Genomic DNA, 16657 nt, shown 5'->3' with positions numbered 1-16657 from the left:
CCCTTTCGACTAAACCAGCTTCACGGCTGAAAAATCAACATTACGCACGAATCAAATCGTCGCCATAACCAATCCATTTATAGGTGGTCAACGCTTCCAAGCCCATCGGGCCACGCGCGTGCAGCTTCTGGGTACTGACCGCCACTTCCGCGCCCAAACCAAACTGGCCGCCGTCGGTGAAGCGTGTACTGGCGTTGACATACACCGCCGAGGAATCTACTTCACGCACGAAGCGTTCCGCGTTGCTCAGGGAGCGCGTCAGAATGGCATCGGAGTGCTGCGTACCATGCTCACGAATATGCGCAACCGCCGCATCCAGGTCGTCCACTAGCGTAACGTTCAGGTCGTTAGAGAGCCATTCGTCATTATAGTTGGCTTCTTCCACAGCAACGACACTTGCCGGGCCGCGAGTCAGGTGTGGCATCGCTGAAGGGCTGGCATGTAACGTGACGCCCGACGCTGCCATTTTCTTGCTCAGTTCTGGCAGGAAGCGGTCGGCAATGCTTCGATTGACCAACAGCGTTTCCAGGCTGTTACAGGCGCTAGGGCGTTGGACTTTGGCGCTTTCAATGACCGTCAGTGCCTTGTCGAAATCGATGCTGTCATCAGCATAAATGTGACACACGCCGATCCCACCGGTGATCACCGGAATTGTCGATTGTTCACGACACAGCTTATGCAAACCAGCACCACCGCGCGGAATCAGCATATCCACGTAGCGATCTAATTTCAGCAACTGATTGACTAATTCGCGATCCGGGCTTTCAATCGCCTGCACCGCAGCAGCAGGCAGACCGCACTGCGACAGCGCCTGCTGAATAACTTTTACTGTAGCCGCATTGGTGCGGTACGTCTCTTTGCCACCGCGTAGAATCACCGCGTTACCGGTTTTCAGGCACAGGGAAGCTACATCAATAGTGACGTTCGGGCGTGCTTCATAAATCACACCGACCACGCCCAACGGCACACGGCGACGCTCCAGCTTAAGCCCGTTATCCAGCATGTTACCGTCAATCACCTGCCCCACGGGATCGGTTAGGCGGCACACCTGACGCACATCGCTGGCAATCGCACTCAGCCTTTCCTGCGTTAAGAGCAGGCGATCCAGTAATGCCTCGCTCATGCCATTTTGGCGCGCATCGGCTAAATCCAGTGCGTTAGCCGCCAGAATCGTCGCGCTCTCGGCTTCCAGCAGATCCGCAATCGTCAGCAGCGCGCGATCTTTCTGCGCCGAGCTTAAGACCGCTAGCTGATAAGAGGCCGCTTTTGCCGCTTTACCCATTTGTTCAAGCATCGCGAACTCCTTAATTGATAATCATGTCGTCACGATGGATAGCCACCGGACCATATTCGTAGCCAAGAATATCGGCAATTTGTTGAGAGTGATGCCCGGCTATCATACGCAGCGCATCGCTGTTATAGCGCGTCACGGCATGTGCCACATCGCGGCCCGCCAGACTGCGCACGCGGATCACTTCGCCACGAGAGAAATTGCCTTCCACGGTACGAATGCCTTTAGGCAACAGTGAGCTGCCGCGTTCGAGGATCGCAGAGAGTGCGCCGTCATCAACGGTGATTTCTCCCGCAGGAGGCGCACCAAAAATCCAATGTTTACGGCTTTCCAGCGGTGCATCGAGTGCATGAAAACGCGTTCCAACGGAAATATCGGCAATCACATCACCGATCACGCCGGGCTTGCTGCCTGCGGCAATCACTACATCGATACCCGCGCGACAGGCCACATCGGCAGCCTGCAATTTGGTCGACATCCCACCCGTTCCGAGGCCAGACACGCTATCCCCTGCAATGCTGCGTAGTGCATCGTTAATACCGGTCACTTCACGGATCAGCTCAGCATCAGGATTATTACGCGGATCGGCGGTAAACAGCCCAGCCTGATCGGTCAGCAACAGCAGCTTATCCGCATCGGCCAAAATCGCCGCCAGCGCGGACAGATTGTCGTTGTCACCAACCTTGATCTCAGCGGTAGCAACCGCGTCGTTTTCATTAATCACTGGAACGATGTTGTTATCCAGCAGCGCCCGCATGGTATCGCGCGCATTGAGGAAACGTTCACGATCTTCCATATCCGCACGCGTCAGCAGCATTTGTCCGACGTGGATACCGTAGATGGAAAACAACTGTTCCCACAGTTGAATCAGGCGGCTTTGACCCACGGCGGCCAGCAGTTGTTTGGTCGCAATCGTGGCTGGGAGTTCGGGGTAACCTAAATGTTCGCGCCCGGCGGCAATCGCCCCCGACGTAACAATAACAATCCGATGCCCTGCCGCATGTTGCTGCGCACACTGGCGCACCAGTTCAACAATATGGGCACGGTTAAGACGGCGCGAACCGCCAGTTAGCACGCTGGTGCCCAGTTTCACAACCAAAGTCTGGCTGCCGCTCATAATTTTTCTGCCGTTAGATGTCAAAAAATAAGAATAAGGAAAACGTTGTAGCAGGACAGACGCGTTATGCCAACAGGCACAACGCGAAAACCCGCGAATAAATCGGGGATCGTCAAGGGAGCATCACGGTCGTGCGGTAAGCGTACAGGCGGGTTCCAGCGAGTGCAGCAGTTTTTCCAGTCGGACATGAAAAGCCTGTTTGGCATTTTCCACCTGTTCCATCACGGCTTTGTCTTTAATTTTTTCCTCACGCCAGTTGCCCTGCTTATCAAACAGGCCATAGTGATACTTATAGGCAAAAGCTTTACCCGTATCTTCCAGATTCAGCCACCAGCCCCAAAATTCACGATCTTCCGGTGCCGGTTTGATGTTGACGCAGACTGCCAGACAATCAAAGAAGAAGGCGGTATCCCCGCACTGCGCTTCACGTATATAAGGCCCCAACGCCGTAAAATTTTTCATCAGTCGGCTTTTGGCGTGTCCACTCGGTAACATCATCTGCGATCTCCTTTGGTTGAACTTACTTTTTAGCAGAGAATGGCAATTTATCAACCACCTGGCATGAAGTTACTGCCAGTATCTGACTTTGCAGCCTCTCCCTTAACGGGCCCCGATGCCGCGGGTTTACACGGTACGAAAAAGTGTGAAAGCCCCGCTTCAGCGTGTGGTGCAGGTAATGCCAACAGCGTTTGCAGTCGTTCAGCAAAATAAGCGAGAACCGGACGTTTACCGTCCAGCAAGCATCTCAGTTGTTCTTCGGTAAACGATGTCAGCCTGAGCAAAGCTTCAAAGATCTCTTTCCGCTCGTCCTGCACGCTGAGCGACAGCGGCGTTATTCCGTCGTCATTCCCTTGGCAGAGATCCGCACCATAGGCATGCAGTATCGCCAGCATACGGGCGGACACTGACTCAGGGCGAGGCGGGAAATCAATAGAGTGTCGGCTCATTATCGCAAACAGCGCGGGCGTCATTCCGCCTGCGGCACGTGCATTCGGGTTCGCACCATATTGCAGTAACACCTCAAGGCAATGCTGCGCGCCCTGTTTCGCCGCCAGCATCAGCGGCGTCATCGCGTGTTCGCCCCACATGATGTCTTTATCTATCCCGTGTTGCAGCAGTACTTCAAGCGTTGCTTTACGTCTTTCGGACGTCACGCCCACATTATAAATAATGCGATACGGCGGCGGAGAAAGGTGGCTAGCGGACTCCGCATTGAGGCTAACACCTTGTTGAATCAGCCAATTCAGCACCAGAGGACGACATCCAGCAGCGGCGGCATAGACCATATTCATCCCGTCTGGTGCCAAACTATGCAGGTTCATCCCACAGGCATGCAGATGCTGGAAGATATTCAACAGTGCACTTTCATGCGGACTTGATTGTGAATACAGGAGCAACGCCATACCCAGCGGGAGCGCTCCGTGTTCTTGCAGTACATGTTGCTGATTGAAATCAACGCCGTGTGCCATTAACAGATCGATCAGATCGGCATGATATTGTCCGGTGGCGATCATCGCCTCGCAGAGCGTATAAAGTGCAGGCCACGTCGTCGGCGTGTCGTCGCAATCCTCCCAAATCGTATAGCCGATATTAGGGGAAGCGCCTGATTCCAACAAATGTTGGAGGGTGGAAGAAAACACGCGATGAACGCGACTATCCGTCACCGCTACCTTTGCACGCAGCACGAGATATTGCGCCAGCACGGTGCCCTGACTGGCATAATGCTCATGCTCTGCGTAATACTCATCCTCCTCATAGTCAGGTTCGTTTTGATCAAAACGCAGCGGATAGCGGCGATCGAGGTCAGCAGTCCGTTCCGCAATACGCCGAATCAGTGCCGGAGGATACGACTTTTCCAGAGCGTCCAGCAGGACGCTGTGCGAAGGCACGTCGCAGCGCATATCCGGGAATGTTTTCAATAAGAACGCACAGAATGGTGCAGGCATGCCACAATGCAGCGCCATCTCCAGCCAGGTAATCGTGCTTTGATTTTTCGGAGCTTGATCAAACGACAGTATAAAACCCGACTCCCGCATCCCTTCCCGCTCGGCCTGTGCAACAATCAACTGAAAGACTTCCAGCGTCATCCATGATCCGGCATGCCGAAATACCGTTTCCAGTATCGACGTCCCCGTCAGGCGTACCCGACTATCCGCCTGAAACAGACGCATTAACAAGAAGCGATCCTGCTTTTCCAACAAAATATCGACCGGATGGTGTTTCTCAGCTTCAGGGTGAAACAGGACGGGCTGGTTGATATCCAGTCCATTTTCCAGCAACCGCTCCAGCATCGTAACGCGTTGAGCATGGGTATAGACCGCGCTTTCTGGTAGATCAAAAAAGCAGTTTAGCCAACCGCGCCTCTGATTATCATAAAAATCCAGTTGGGCACCGTGCTGTAAAAGCAATGCCGCAAGCTCAGGAGAATAAGACGTGATGGCAGCAAAGAGTGCACTTTCGCCTTCAGGCGTTTCGACACTCGCCCCTTTCGCCAGTAAATAACGGACAAGGTCGATCTCAGTGTCTCGATCCTGGCTCAACTGATACAGAACGGTTTGCCCATCGCTCAGCGCGTTGATGTCACCTTTCGCTGCCAGATAGCGATCGATAAGTTTCCGTTTCTTGCTTGTGGATTCATCAGAGAAGCAAATCGTATCTAAAGAATCCGTTTTGGAAGATGAACCAAACATACACTACGTCCTTATAGCGGCAACGGATGATGAGGAAATTGTGAGGATTCGCCCGAACTTAGCCGCGCAATCTGTCGGCGTAACTGATCGGAGAAGTAGCAGTAGCGGTTGCCCCGCGCCAGCCAGTCCAGCAGCCGATGTATGTCATCCAAACTAGGAGAAAGTATCTCCAATAGCGCTTTAAACATCGCTTCATGTTTATTGCGGATACAGCCGACCAGCAGATCGTTCCCCTCTTCGTCCACTCGTACAATCGTCACCCCATACTGATGAAGCAGGGTCACAATTCGCGCCGCTGCTGTATCGGCACGGTGTAGCGCACAGCGCAGTGGCGTCATGCCGTTGGCACTGCGGGCGAGCGGATTGGCTCCGCGCACCAGTAACACTTCTGCACACTTCGCTTCGCCATAGTAAGCCGCGCACATCAATGGCGTGAATTGTTCATCAATCGAGAACTCATCAATATTCGCGCCATTATCCAGCAGTACCGCAACGGTTTCAGCGCGTCGTTCCGGCGTCAGTTCTTCCGCGCTATAAAGGCTGATGGTTTTATGCAGAATGGGGGAATTGTCGAACCCACTCAGGATATGAATACCCGCACCACGGTCGATAAGCCATTGCATGATCCGCGGTCGAGAACCGATACCTGCGGCAGCAACCATATTGATCAGATAAGCATTCGTCTCCTGCAAATCCATACCATGCCCGTAGAGGTAGTTAATCACCTGAAGCAGCACATCTTCATGTGTCGAACTATAGCCCCGTTGGAGCAGCGTAATGCCAAGCGATTCACCCACCATGCTTTTTTTAAGGTTGAAATCCGCGCCGTGAGCGACGAATAAATCCAGCAAATCGGGACAAAAACGATTTTCCACAACCATATCGATGCATACAGAATTCAGCATTGACCAGTTGCGCATCTCATAATGGAGACCGCCATTCATTTTATCCACGTTTGGCGATGCGCCGTATTTTAACAGCAGAGCCACGCAGTCGTAGAAGTAGCGGTAATATTCCGGCTCCCGCAACGCGCGAACACACCGATGATAAACAAACTGCATCATGGTTGTGCTGCCGACATCTGGGTAGGCATCAGCCTCCCATCCCGGTTTCTTTTTATTACCAGCAGGAATGAACAGCGAATAAGGACGGTCGATATCCGCCGTTTTTTGCATAATCCGCTCCACCAGCGCGGGCGAATACAGATTAAGTAAAGCATCTAAAACAAAGCTATAGTTGTTCACATCACAGCGGATATCAGGACAGGTATCGAGCAAACATTCACAGAGCCGCTCGTCCGCGCCGTAAAAAATAGCCATTTCCAATAGCGATCCATCGGTACGGATTTTTTTGTCTTCGGAAAGTATCACGCCGGGCTCACGATAAGCCGATCCACCCGCCCGTTTCACGATCTGCTGAAAGAGCGGCAATGGAAGCCACTCGCTTTTATAGTTAAAGATACGTTCAAAAATACCGGTTTCAGCGAAATGAATCGGAATATCGAGCTGAAAAATGTGATCCAGCAGACTCACATCTTTTTCACTCACAATGACGTCAATCGGAAAGCTGATTTCCAGCGATGTCCAGAAAATGGTTTCACGATTGAGATCCAACCCGTAGCGTAACAACAGGTCCAGCATTTGCTTACGCTGTTCATCGGTGTAGATATAGCGTTCCTGAGGACAATACAGATAATTCAGCCACGAATTGCTGAAGAAATTGAGGTAATGCACATCAGCACCATGCTGAAGATAGAGCTCGGCAAGTTCCAGATGGAAAAACTCGATCGCATTATGCAATGAGCTAAATCCCCCGGTTGTTCAATAAAAGCCCCTTTATCCAGCAGGTAACGAACCAACTCCGTATCCGGCGCTTCCGTACTTACCGTTAGTAAACCGAGTACATTAGCACTATTGCGCTGTCTTTCATTAATACTGCCCCCCTGTGCCAGAAAGCGGTCAATTTGTCGCTTTTTCTTTTCCAGCGGTAATTCAGAACAACAGATGTCATGCAGACTTTGCCGCTGACGAGACCCTATTCCCCACATCATTGCATCCCTCAACGATCACCCAAACGAGTAAAAAGTTGGCAGGTTCTACGCCTGCCATTGATAAATCATGTTCAGCACACTTTATCCTGCAACCATCCGCTGATTTGCCGTAATGCACGATCGAAGTTCTGGTATACCGGCGAGAAATTAACTGGCAGCAATTTTCCTTGCGCGGATGAATTCACAATCAGGCTGGCTTCTTCTTTCGGGCATAGCAGATCGTTATCCCAGTAGCCTGCGAGCATCGGCGTCGGGCAGCGGCGTCCTAGCAGCCCCTGCGTTTTCAGCGAGTAGCGCCCCAGTTCAGTTTTCAGCGACGCATCCGTCGAGTACGGCATACCCAACCGGCTCGCCAGCACATCCATAAACATGTCCGGCACCTGCTGCTGGCGAGTCGGATCGCTTAACAGATGGTGCACCACCGGGCCGAGACAGGCCACGCCACGTAAGCGCTGTGATTCCAGATAAGCCAGCCGAACGGCAATATTGGCACCAAAGCGGAAGCCAAACGCACCGACGCGGCAGTGATCGACCCACGGGACATCCGGCAGCGCACGCAAGACCTGCTGATGCAGGAAACTGGAATCCTGAGTCAGTTTCCAGCGGGAAGAAAATCCAACGGAGGGAACATCAATCGTCAGCATCGCCATGCCCGCCGGCGCAAAATAGTCCTGAAACAAGCGGTGATAATCGCTTTGCAACGTTTCCAGGCTGCCGCACATGAGGACGGTCGGGAAAGGGGCTTTTCCTTGCGATGGCATATGCAAGAAGCCGGTCAGCGTACCACCGCCAGCAATCGGGAAAGTCAGTTCTCTGAGTTCATAAGGCAGGTATTTTGCCGCTTCTTCATAAGCGCGGTTTGCCAGCGTTTGTGCCTGTTCAGCCAGCTCATCGCCTTTAATATGCGGATAGGCTGCAATACTGTAGAGGTTCGCGGCATTCAGCCAGAACTGCCCGGTTTGTGCGTCACTCTCACTCTCGGTCGCACGCTGCTGCCAGTCTGCCCCCTGCTTCGCCCACTCATAAATCCAGTTACCGCCTCGGTAGCCGATCACCGTATCGAGCAGTTGCTCGTTGCTTCTGTCAGCTTTACTGGCAGCAATACGTGACAGCACATCTTCGATTTCCCACGGATCGACACCACGCCAAATCCACATCAGCCGGTTAATCATCCGATACCAACTGTGAGTCTTTTCTCCTTCCAGCGTAGAATGCAGTCCCTGCACGTCCTGACGATTCCGCGTGCGTCTGACCAGCGTCGAGGTTTCTGGATGTTTGAAAGAGGGTTTGAATAGCGTTTCAGACAGGTTAGCTTGTGCCACAGCAGCCTCCATTAATGTAAACCGCTGTTAGCGGACATCAGACGACTTATTCGTCACCTGCTAAAGTGTAACGAACTCAGGCCAGAGAAAACAAATACCAACGACGGAAACACACGATCAGATCAAGCTCTGCGCCAGAAATCACGAGAGATCAGAAACGATGGTAGCCAAAAATAACGGTTGTCAGAAACAACAATGCCCGGCTAAACCGGGCATTGATGGGAATCGATATTCGTCCTGGCGATTAACGGCCAGACAAAGGCGGAACAAACACCACGCCCATATCCCACGGCTGTTCAATCCAGGTGTCCTGCGGGATATCAATCACGTAGTCATCGACCAGCGGTTGGCCAGCAGGTTTGGCGAAAATGGTCACAAAATGCGCCTTCGGATACATATCACGAATCGCCTTTGCCGTACCGCCGGTATCAACCAGATCGTCAACCACGATAAATCCTTCGCCATCTCCCTCGGCACGCTTAATTACTTTCATTTCGCGTTGATTGTCATGGTCATAACTGGAGATGCAAACGGTATCAACGTGACGAATGCCAAGCTCACGCGCCAGCAGCGCGCCAGGAACCAGACCACCACGGCTGACGGCAATAATGCCTTTCCATTGATCGGCTGGCAGTAAACGCTGTGCCAGTTTGCGGGCATGAATTTGCAACATATCCCAGGTTACGACGTACTTTTCGCTCATAAAATATATCCCAGCCGAATAAAAACCGGCTTAAGTTGAGTCTGAGGGGGGAAAAAGGTTGCGCGAGATTATAGATAGCCAACAACATAAAAACCAGTTTTTCTCAACGTGAGAACCGAGTTTTTCCTGATAACCTGCGCCCTGCCAAGCCTACGGATGCATATTGCAGCGGGAAAAATAAGCAGGGACGACGGCAATTTCCCCTGCTTTGACGGAAAATGATATTCTGTTGCGACACGCCATGTTACGTGGCTAACCACGATTAACTTTTAACCTATAGCCCTGCCCGCCAGAACACGAGGGTTGGCCGCTAACAAGGAGACTGAAATAGTGTCTGAATTGTCTCAACTTTCCCCCCAACCTCTGTGGGATATTTTCGCTAAAATCTGCTCTATCCCGCACCCTTCTTATCATGAAGAAGCGCTGGCCGCGCACATTCTGGAATGGGCTAAAGAGAAAGGCATCTATGCCGAGCGCGATCAGGTTGGCAATATTCTGCTGCGCAAAGCAGCAACCGCGGGCATGGAAAATCGCAAACCTGTCGTGTTGCAGGCGCATCTGGACATGGTGCCGCAGAAAAACAACGACACCGTACACGATTTCACCACCGATCCGATCCAGCCTTACGTTGATGGCGAATGGCTGAAAGCGCGCGGCACCACGCTAGGCGCAGATAATGGCATCGGTATGGCCTCCGCGCTGGCGGTACTGGCCGCCCCAGCGGTCGAGCACGGCCCGCTGGAAGTACTGCTGACCATGACGGAAGAAGCCGGTATGGATGGTGCATTTGGCCTGCAACCTAACTGGCTTCAGGGCGAAATTCTGATCAATACCGATTCAGAAGAAGAAGGCGAGATCTACATGGGTTGCGCGGGTGGTATTGATTTCATTACCCGCCAGCCGCTGGTGCGCGAAGTGCTGCCGGCTGGCTACCAAACGCTGAAACTGACGATTAAAGGGCTGAAAGGCGGCCACTCCGGCTGCGACATCCATCTGGGACTGGGCAACGCCAACAAGCTGCTGGCACGTTTCCTGTTCGAGCAGGCGAAGGCGCTGGATATCCGTATTCTCGATCTGAACGGTGGCACACTGCGTAACGCGATTCCGCGCGAAGCCTTCGCCACGCTCTCACTGCCTGTCGCTAACGTCGAGCAGTTGAAAGCACGGAGCCAAGACTATCTGACCGTGTTGAAGAATGAGCTATCCGCTGTTGAGAAAAACCTGACGGTGCTGGTGGAAGCCAGCGACAGCAATCAACACCCGCTGACGCAGGATAGCTGTGACCGTCTACTGGCGCTGCTCAACGCGACGCCGAATGGCGTGATCCGCATGAGCGACGATGTCAAAGGCGTAGTGGAAACCTCACTGAACCTTGGCGTTGTTACGATGGAAGACGACCATGCAGAAATTATCTGCCTGATTCGTTCACTGATCGACAGCGGTAAAGATGCCGTAGTCGGTACGCTGACAGCGCTGGGCGAATTGGCTGGCGCAAAAACGTCACCAAAAGGCGGCTATCCAGGCTGGCAGCCAGATGCGCATTCACCGGTCATGGCGCTGGTGCGCGAAACGTATCAGAAGCTGTTCAACAAGACGCCGAACATCATGGTGATCCACGCAGGGCTGGAATGCGGTCTGTTCAAGAAACCGTATCCAGACATGGATATGGTCTCCATCGGGCCAACCATCACCGGACCGCACTCGCCGGACGAACAAGTTCACATCGGCAGCGTGGATCTGTACTGGAAATTGCTGACAGAATTGCTGAAAGCGATTCCGCCACGCGCCTAATCGTATTGCTATAAAAACCGAGGCGACGGATATCCGTCGCCTTTTTATTCCCAGCTAGCCCCGACTATCCCCAATCAAACACTAGTTGCCGTTCAATTTGTGGATCAAGCAGCGTCACATGTAGCCCTACCAGACGAACACCTCGGGATTTACGCCGCTCCTGCCAGGTTTGTTGCGCCAGCCTCAACAGATCCTGTTTATTCAACATCGGCCACACATGTTCCTGTGTCGTTTGCTGAAAATCATCAAACTTGAGTTTGACGCCCTGACGCGCAATATGCAGATCGGGTTTAACGCGTTTCAAACGAACTTCCAGCTCCAGATAAAGCTGTTCAATCAGGTTTTCACACTGATCCCAGTCGTGGATATCCTGCGCCAGCGTCTTCTCCACCCCGACCGACTTCCTCAGCCGATCGGGTGAAATCCGCCGATCGTCGATCCCCTGACATCGCTCCCACAGCACGCGACCAAACTTGCCGAATTCTTTGAGCAGATCCGCCAGCGCATACCCTCGAACATCGGCACAGGTATGCAAACCACGCTCCTCTAGGCGTTTCGCCGTCACTTTCCCGACGCCGGGGATCTTCTCCAGCGGCAGCACGAGCAGGAAATCGTCCACCTGATCCGGTGTAATCACATATTGTCCATTCGGCTTATTTAACTCAGACGCGACCTTCGCCAGAAACTTAATCGGCGCAATCCCTGCCGAGGCCGTCAAATTCAGTTCATTCGCAATCGTTCGGCGGATTTCTTCGGCAATCCGCGTCGCTGAACCGTTGCAGTGCGGGCTGTCAGTGACATCCAGATAGGCTTCATCCAGAGAAAGTGGTTCGATCAGCGGGGTGTAGCGGGCGAAGATTTCGCGGATTTGGCGCGAGGTGGACTTATACACCTCCATGCGCCCCGGTAACAATGTGAGGTGCGGACACAGGCGCAGGGCGGTTGCCGTCGCCATCGCGCTACGGACGCCGTAGCGTCGGGCAGGATAGTTAGCGGTACTAATAACGCCACGTCGATCGGCGCTTCCACCAATCGCCAGAGGAATATCGCGCAGGCGCGGGTTATCACGCATCTCAATTGCTGCGTAGAAGCAGTCCATATCAACATGAATGATTTTGCGCATACTGGCCCTCTGACAATACTGTATGAATATACAGATCAAAGTCAGTGTAGACAAGTTGCGCGATACTTGCCGCGTTTACTGCATGATGAGCATCACCAGCTTAACTTCCCCATGCCCGGCAGGATGAAAAGTCTGTTGATGGTAGGCTACATCACCAAGTAGAGGATGATGGAAACGTCGCTCGCCGCCTTCACGGGCGGTAACGGCCTGCTGCAACCACCAGAGGTTGAACTCGCGACTTTCTTCACACAGCGCCATCACGATTTGCCGAACGGACTCGGTAGGCGCGTAATGACTGGATTCCGCTCGAAACTCAGCCACCACCCGCTTGGCTCGTTCCGGCCAGTCCACCACCAGCGATCGTGCCAGTGGATTAAGAAACATGAAGCGCAGCAGATTCGGCTCTGGATCGCTTTCCAGCCATCCAGTAAATAGCTGCTCCGACGGCGCATTCCACGCCAGCATATTCCAGCAACCATCCAGAAGATATGCAGGGCAAGCGATGTGGTGCAGGCTGGCGGCAACCTGTTCATCCAGCGACGTGGCTCTATTCTGCTTCTGAGGATCATTCACACCCGCAAGGCTAAAAAGGTAGTCACGCTCGGCGGGCTCCAGTTTTAACGCCTGCGATAAACGAGTCAACGCGGATGCCGAAGCAGACACATCGCGCCCCTGTTCAATCCAGGTATACCAGGTGGTGCTGATTCGAGCGATTTGCGCCAATTCTTCGCGACGTAATCCACTGGTGCGCCGCCGCCCAGAGGCAGGCAGACCGACCATTTCCGGCGTGGTACGCTCACGCAGCGCCCGTAAGAAAGCCCCCAGCGCTTTTGGACCACTCAGTGAATTGGCAGACATAAACGTATTTGCAGACATCAGTCAGGCGTCCTTTTCATCCCGTTCGTATAGGCAGCTTACGGTGACAACAGCATCAATAAAAACCGAGTTAAATAAACAGGGAGTATTTTATACCCGTATAAATGCTCATATTGTACCCGTATTTTTCTCTCATTATAGTGTTCTCAGACCAAGGTCTTCTTTATTGGCAGGCGCGCCGCCGTTTAACCATGCAGAGAAAGTGAGAGCAATAATGAAAGAGCAACAGAATCATAATCATCGCGTAGAACACCAGTTCGGCTCACAGGCGCAGAACTACCTGACCAGCGCGGTGCATGCGCAGGGCAAGGATTTAACTCAACTGGCCGCCTTATTAGCCCCTTTCTCACAGGCACGCGTGATTGATGTCGGCTGTGGTGCTGGGCATGCCAGCTTCGTCGCCGCACAGACCGTCGCAGAGGTTGTCGCCTATGATCTGTCCTCCCAAATGCTGGACGTGGTGAGTCAGGCCGCAGAGCAAAAAGGGCTGAATAATATCCGCGTCCAACAAGGTGTAGCCGAATCTTTACCGTTCGATAATGGCAGTGCAGACATCATCATCAGCCGTTATTCCGCACACCACTGGCATGATGTCGGGCAGGCATTACATGAAATGCGGCGCGTCCTGAAACCGGGTGGGCGCGTGATCATGATGGATGTCGTATCGCCCGGCCATCCGTTATTGGACATTTATTTGCAGACGGTTGAGAAACTGCGCGACACCTCGCACGTGCGTAATTATGCGCCGGGCGAATGGCTGAGCCTGTTTACAGAAGCAGGGTTTATCGTGCGTAACGTCACCAGCGACAGGTTGACGCTGGAATTCAGCAGTTGGATTGCACGTATGCGCACGCCAGAACATTTCGCTATCGCCATCCGTGAACTGCAAAAAACGCTGGCGGACGAGGTGGTGCAGCATTTTGAGGTACAGGCCGACGGTTCCTTTACCACCGACATTATGATGATCGAAGTCACCCGCGCCTGACGCCTTCTCCTCAGCAATGAGGAGACCTCAAACTGAGCGGCCCGCATCCTTTCGGGCCGTTTTTTGTAAATGTTATTTCCTAGCGCTTTTCAACGCTTGATTAATATGAAACCAATGATAATGTGATTTCGTTTTCGTCGTTATCTATTCAGCGACGAAATACAGAACGATAACGGTCGCCCAACATTTACGCGATAACACCAGTAGTGCAGCGGGATACCGCATATAGCACAGCAATTTTATTATCAGGAACCATAATGCAAAAAATCGCGCTGTCGTTTGCGATGTTGTTTTTTTTGCCTTCTCTTGTTGTTACCAGCGCCGCCAGCGAGACTTCGCCGCCGTTAGCGCCGATAGCAAAAGAATTAAAACAGCAATTATTAGGCTCTCCGATCTATATTCAGATCTTTAAAGAAGAGCGAATATTCGAACTTTATGCAAAAGTCGGCAACGAATATCGTTTATTGGAACAATATCCCATTTGTAAATATTCGGGCGGATTAGGGCCAAAACGCGTTGAAGGCGATTTAAAAAGCCCAGAGGGTTTCTATCAGGTCGACTTACGCCAGCTCAAGCCTGACAGCCACTATTACCGCGCGATCAATATCGGTTTCCCTAACGACTATGATAAATCACAGGGATATTCTGGCCGCTATTTAATGATCCACGGCGAATGCGTGTCGGTTGGCTGCTATGCCATGACCAACACCTATATGGATGAGATTTATCGCTATGCCGAAGCGGCGCTACGCAACGGGCAGGCGAAAATTGATATCGCCATCTATCCGTTCCGCATGACGGAACAGAACATGCAGCGCCACCGCAATTCCACCTACGCCAGCTTCTGGAAACAGCTTCAGCCGGGGTACGCTTACTTTAATCAGCACAATCAGCCACCGGCCATCACGGTTTTTAACGGACAATATGTCGTTAACCCACCGCTGATGACCAGCCAGCCGACCTTAAAGTATGCGCTCGCCGAAACAAAATAGAACGAATTCACCTGGCATGATCTGATGCCAGGTTTCGTTACCCGTTAGCGGCTGCGTCGCCAGCACGGTGACGACATCATTGGGTGTCGTCTGCTGCTGAAAATCAATCTCCACATCCTGATCCAACAGCGTTGCTTTACCAAATGGCGCGCGGCGGGTTATCCAGTAGAGTTTGGTTGAGCAGTACCCCATCACAAAGCGCCCGTCCGACAGCAGCATGTTAAACACGCCTTTCTCCCGCAAAACATCCGCCTGTTTGGCGATATAGCGGAATACCGCAGGCCAGTTGCCCGGCGTGCGCGGATAGCGCTCGGACAGTTGGGACAGCAGCCAGCAGAAAGCAAATTCGCTGTCCGTTTGGCCGACAGGGCGAAACATCCCCGTCTTCAGGGTGCTATAACCTTTCAGTTGCCCGTTGTGGGCATACGTCCAGTTTCGCCCCCAGAGCTCACGGGTGAAGGGGTGGGTATTTTCCAGCGCAACCGCGCCACGATTCGCCTGCCGGATGTGTGAAATTACCGCGCACGATTTTATCGGGTAATCCTGCACCAGCCGAGCAATCGGTGAGTTATAGCTTGGCAGCGGATCTTTGAACGTGCGACAACCGTTCCCTTCATAAAAGGTAATCCCCCAGCCATCCCGGTGCGGCCCGGTGTTCCCACCGCGTTGTATCAGCCCGGTAAAGCTAAAGCAGATATCCGTCGGTACATTCGCGCTCATCCCCAGCAGTTCACACATCTGACTTCCTACCCTTCCCTTCTCGTCATATTTCAAGTTGCATGTGCGTTGGCTACGCTCACTCACCCGAATCACTTACCTGAGTAAGCTCATCGGGATTCCTTCCCTTGCCGCCTTCCTGAAACTCGAACTATTTAGAGTTTATTATTAACGTGGCTTACTGATCTGCCATCTCTTTTTCAATCAATTGAATCAGGATGTGAATGGCTTTGATATGGATTTCCTGAATGCGGTCAGCATAGCCGAAGTGCGGAACACGGATTTCCACATCGGCCGATCCTGCCATTTTACCGCCGTCTTTCCCCGTTAGCGTAATGACCTTCATGCCTTTCGCTTTTGCCGCCGCAATCGCTTTAATAATATTGCCAGAATTACCGGAAGTGGAAATCCCCAGCAGCACATCGCCTTCACGTCCCAGTGATTCGACGTAACGGGAGAAGACAAAATCGTAGCCAAAATCATTGCTGACACAAGACAGGTGGCTTGGATCGGAAATCGCAATGGCAGGGTAGCCTGGACGATTTTCACGGTAGCGACCCGTCAATTCTTCAGCAAAGTGCATCGCATCACAGTGCGAGCCACCGTTACCGCAGGAGATCACTTTCCCACCCGCTTTAAACGCGTTAGCCAACAGTACCGCAGCGTTTTGAATCGACTGAATATTCGCATCATCGCTCAAGAAATTATTCAATGTTTCTGCCGCTTCTTTCAGCTCACTACGGATTAAATCCTGATACATGGAACCCTCTCATTTTGTCTGGTGACAGCACTCTATTCTGTGTTGCAGTGTAGCGGATCGTACCAACAGCGAGAAGCGTGTAATCACGGGATCGAGAGGATCGCTGATGCCTGTCAGAAAACTCACAACGGCCGCTTGGTTTGTGAAGTAAGTTGTAATTATGATGTAAACGAATTGATAAAAATAAGCAGATAAACTACAACAAACATAAGCAACAGGTCAGACCTCTTACAACATTGT

General features: G+C 52.4%; 15 protein-coding genes. 3 read left to right on the top strand and 12 right to left on the bottom strand.

What is annotated here, in order from left to right; all coding sequences use genetic code 11:
- Positions 1–40 precede the first annotated feature (40 nt).
- From proA to gpt, 8 genes are all read right to left on the bottom strand, one after another.
- On the bottom strand, positions 41–1294 hold the full coding sequence (proA, locus tag A7983_RS13450; RefSeq protein ID WP_005975753.1) for a glutamate-5-semialdehyde dehydrogenase: 1254 nt from the start codon (positions 1292–1294) through the stop codon (positions 41–43).
- A 10-nt stretch (positions 1295–1304) separates the two neighbouring features.
- Positions 1305–2408, bottom strand: coding sequence for a glutamate 5-kinase (gene proB, locus A7983_RS13445; RefSeq protein ID WP_005975751.1), 1104 nt, complete (start codon positions 2406–2408; stop codon positions 1305–1307).
- A 123-nt stretch (positions 2409–2531) separates the two neighbouring features.
- Positions 2532–2906 (bottom strand): sigma factor-binding protein Crl, encoded by a 375-nt coding sequence (crl, locus tag A7983_RS13440; RefSeq protein ID WP_039477739.1) that lies wholly within the window; start codon positions 2904–2906, stop codon positions 2532–2534.
- Positions 2907–2956: 50 nt separating this feature from the next.
- Positions 2957–5098: an ankyrin repeat domain-containing protein gene (locus A7983_RS13435; RefSeq protein WP_005975747.1), complete on the bottom strand. Its 2142-nt coding sequence runs from the start codon at positions 5096–5098 to the stop codon at positions 2957–2959.
- An 11-nt stretch (positions 5099–5109) separates the two neighbouring features.
- A complete protein-coding gene (locus tag A7983_RS13430) occupies positions 5110–6831 on the bottom strand; it encodes an ankyrin repeat domain-containing protein (RefSeq protein WP_237028189.1) in 1722 nt (573 codons plus the stop codon).
- The gene (locus A7983_RS24505) at positions 6795–7148 is read right to left on the bottom strand and encodes a hypothetical protein (RefSeq protein ID WP_237028188.1); all 354 of its coding nucleotides are present in this window, start codon (positions 7146–7148) and stop codon (positions 6795–6797) included. The genes A7983_RS13430 and A7983_RS24505 overlap by 37 nt, the downstream gene beginning before the upstream one ends.
- A 71-nt stretch (positions 7149–7219) precedes the next feature.
- Entirely contained in the window at positions 7220–8470 is a 1251-nt protein-coding gene (gene frsA / locus A7983_RS13425; protein ID WP_005975743.1) for an esterase FrsA, read from the bottom strand.
- Between the two features lie 244 nt (positions 8471–8714).
- Positions 8715–9173, bottom strand: a complete 459-nt coding sequence (gene gpt / locus A7983_RS13420) for a xanthine phosphoribosyltransferase (RefSeq protein ID WP_005975741.1) — start codon at positions 9171–9173, stop codon at positions 8715–8717.
- 330 nt (positions 9174–9503) lie between these two features.
- Between gpt and pepD the strand changes: the two genes are divergently transcribed.
- Entirely contained in the window at positions 9504–10964 is a 1461-nt protein-coding gene (gene pepD, locus A7983_RS13415; protein ID WP_005975739.1) for a beta-Ala-His dipeptidase, read from the top strand.
- Positions 10965–11028: 64 nt separating this feature from the next.
- Here the strand turns inward: pepD and dinB are convergent, their stop codons facing one another.
- Both dinB and A7983_RS13405 read right to left on the bottom strand, forming a co-directional pair.
- Positions 11029–12087 (bottom strand): DNA polymerase IV, encoded by a 1059-nt coding sequence (dinB, locus tag A7983_RS13410; RefSeq protein ID WP_005975737.1) that lies wholly within the window; start codon positions 12085–12087, stop codon positions 11029–11031.
- A 75-nt stretch (positions 12088–12162) separates the two neighbouring features.
- Entirely contained in the window at positions 12163–12963 is an 801-nt protein-coding gene (locus A7983_RS13405; protein WP_005975735.1) for a helix-turn-helix transcriptional regulator, read from the bottom strand.
- A gap of 214 nt (positions 12964–13177) precedes the next feature.
- Between A7983_RS13405 and A7983_RS13400 the strand changes: the two genes are divergently transcribed.
- On the top strand, positions 13178–13948 hold the full coding sequence (locus A7983_RS13400) for a class I SAM-dependent methyltransferase (protein WP_005975733.1): 771 nt from the start codon (positions 13178–13180) through the stop codon (positions 13946–13948).
- 257 nt (positions 13949–14205) lie between these two features.
- Positions 14206–14940 carry a peptidoglycan meso-diaminopimelic acid protein amidase gene (gene dpaA, locus A7983_RS13395; protein WP_005975731.1) on the top strand — a complete coding sequence of 245 codons (735 nt, stop codon included), beginning with the start codon at positions 14206–14208 and terminating at the stop codon, positions 14938–14940.
- Here dpaA and A7983_RS13390 read toward each other — a convergent pair.
- Together A7983_RS13390 and lpcA are read right to left on the bottom strand one after the other, a co-directional pair.
- A complete protein-coding gene (locus A7983_RS13390) occupies positions 14911–15678 on the bottom strand; it encodes a class II glutamine amidotransferase (RefSeq protein WP_005975728.1) in 768 nt (255 codons plus the stop codon). The genes dpaA and A7983_RS13390 overlap by 30 nt on opposite strands.
- 157 nt (positions 15679–15835) lie before the next feature.
- Positions 15836–16417 (bottom strand): D-sedoheptulose 7-phosphate isomerase, encoded by a 582-nt coding sequence (gene lpcA / locus A7983_RS13385; RefSeq protein ID WP_005975726.1) that lies wholly within the window; start codon positions 16415–16417, stop codon positions 15836–15838.
- Positions 16418–16657 lie beyond the last annotated feature (240 nt).

This window comes from Pectobacterium wasabiae CFBP 3304 (assembly GCF_001742185.1).
Classification (GTDB): domain Bacteria; phylum Pseudomonadota; class Gammaproteobacteria; order Enterobacterales; family Enterobacteriaceae; genus Pectobacterium; species Pectobacterium wasabiae.
Note: the sequence above shows the minus strand (reverse complement) of the source record. Positions and strands in the feature narration are given on the sequence as shown.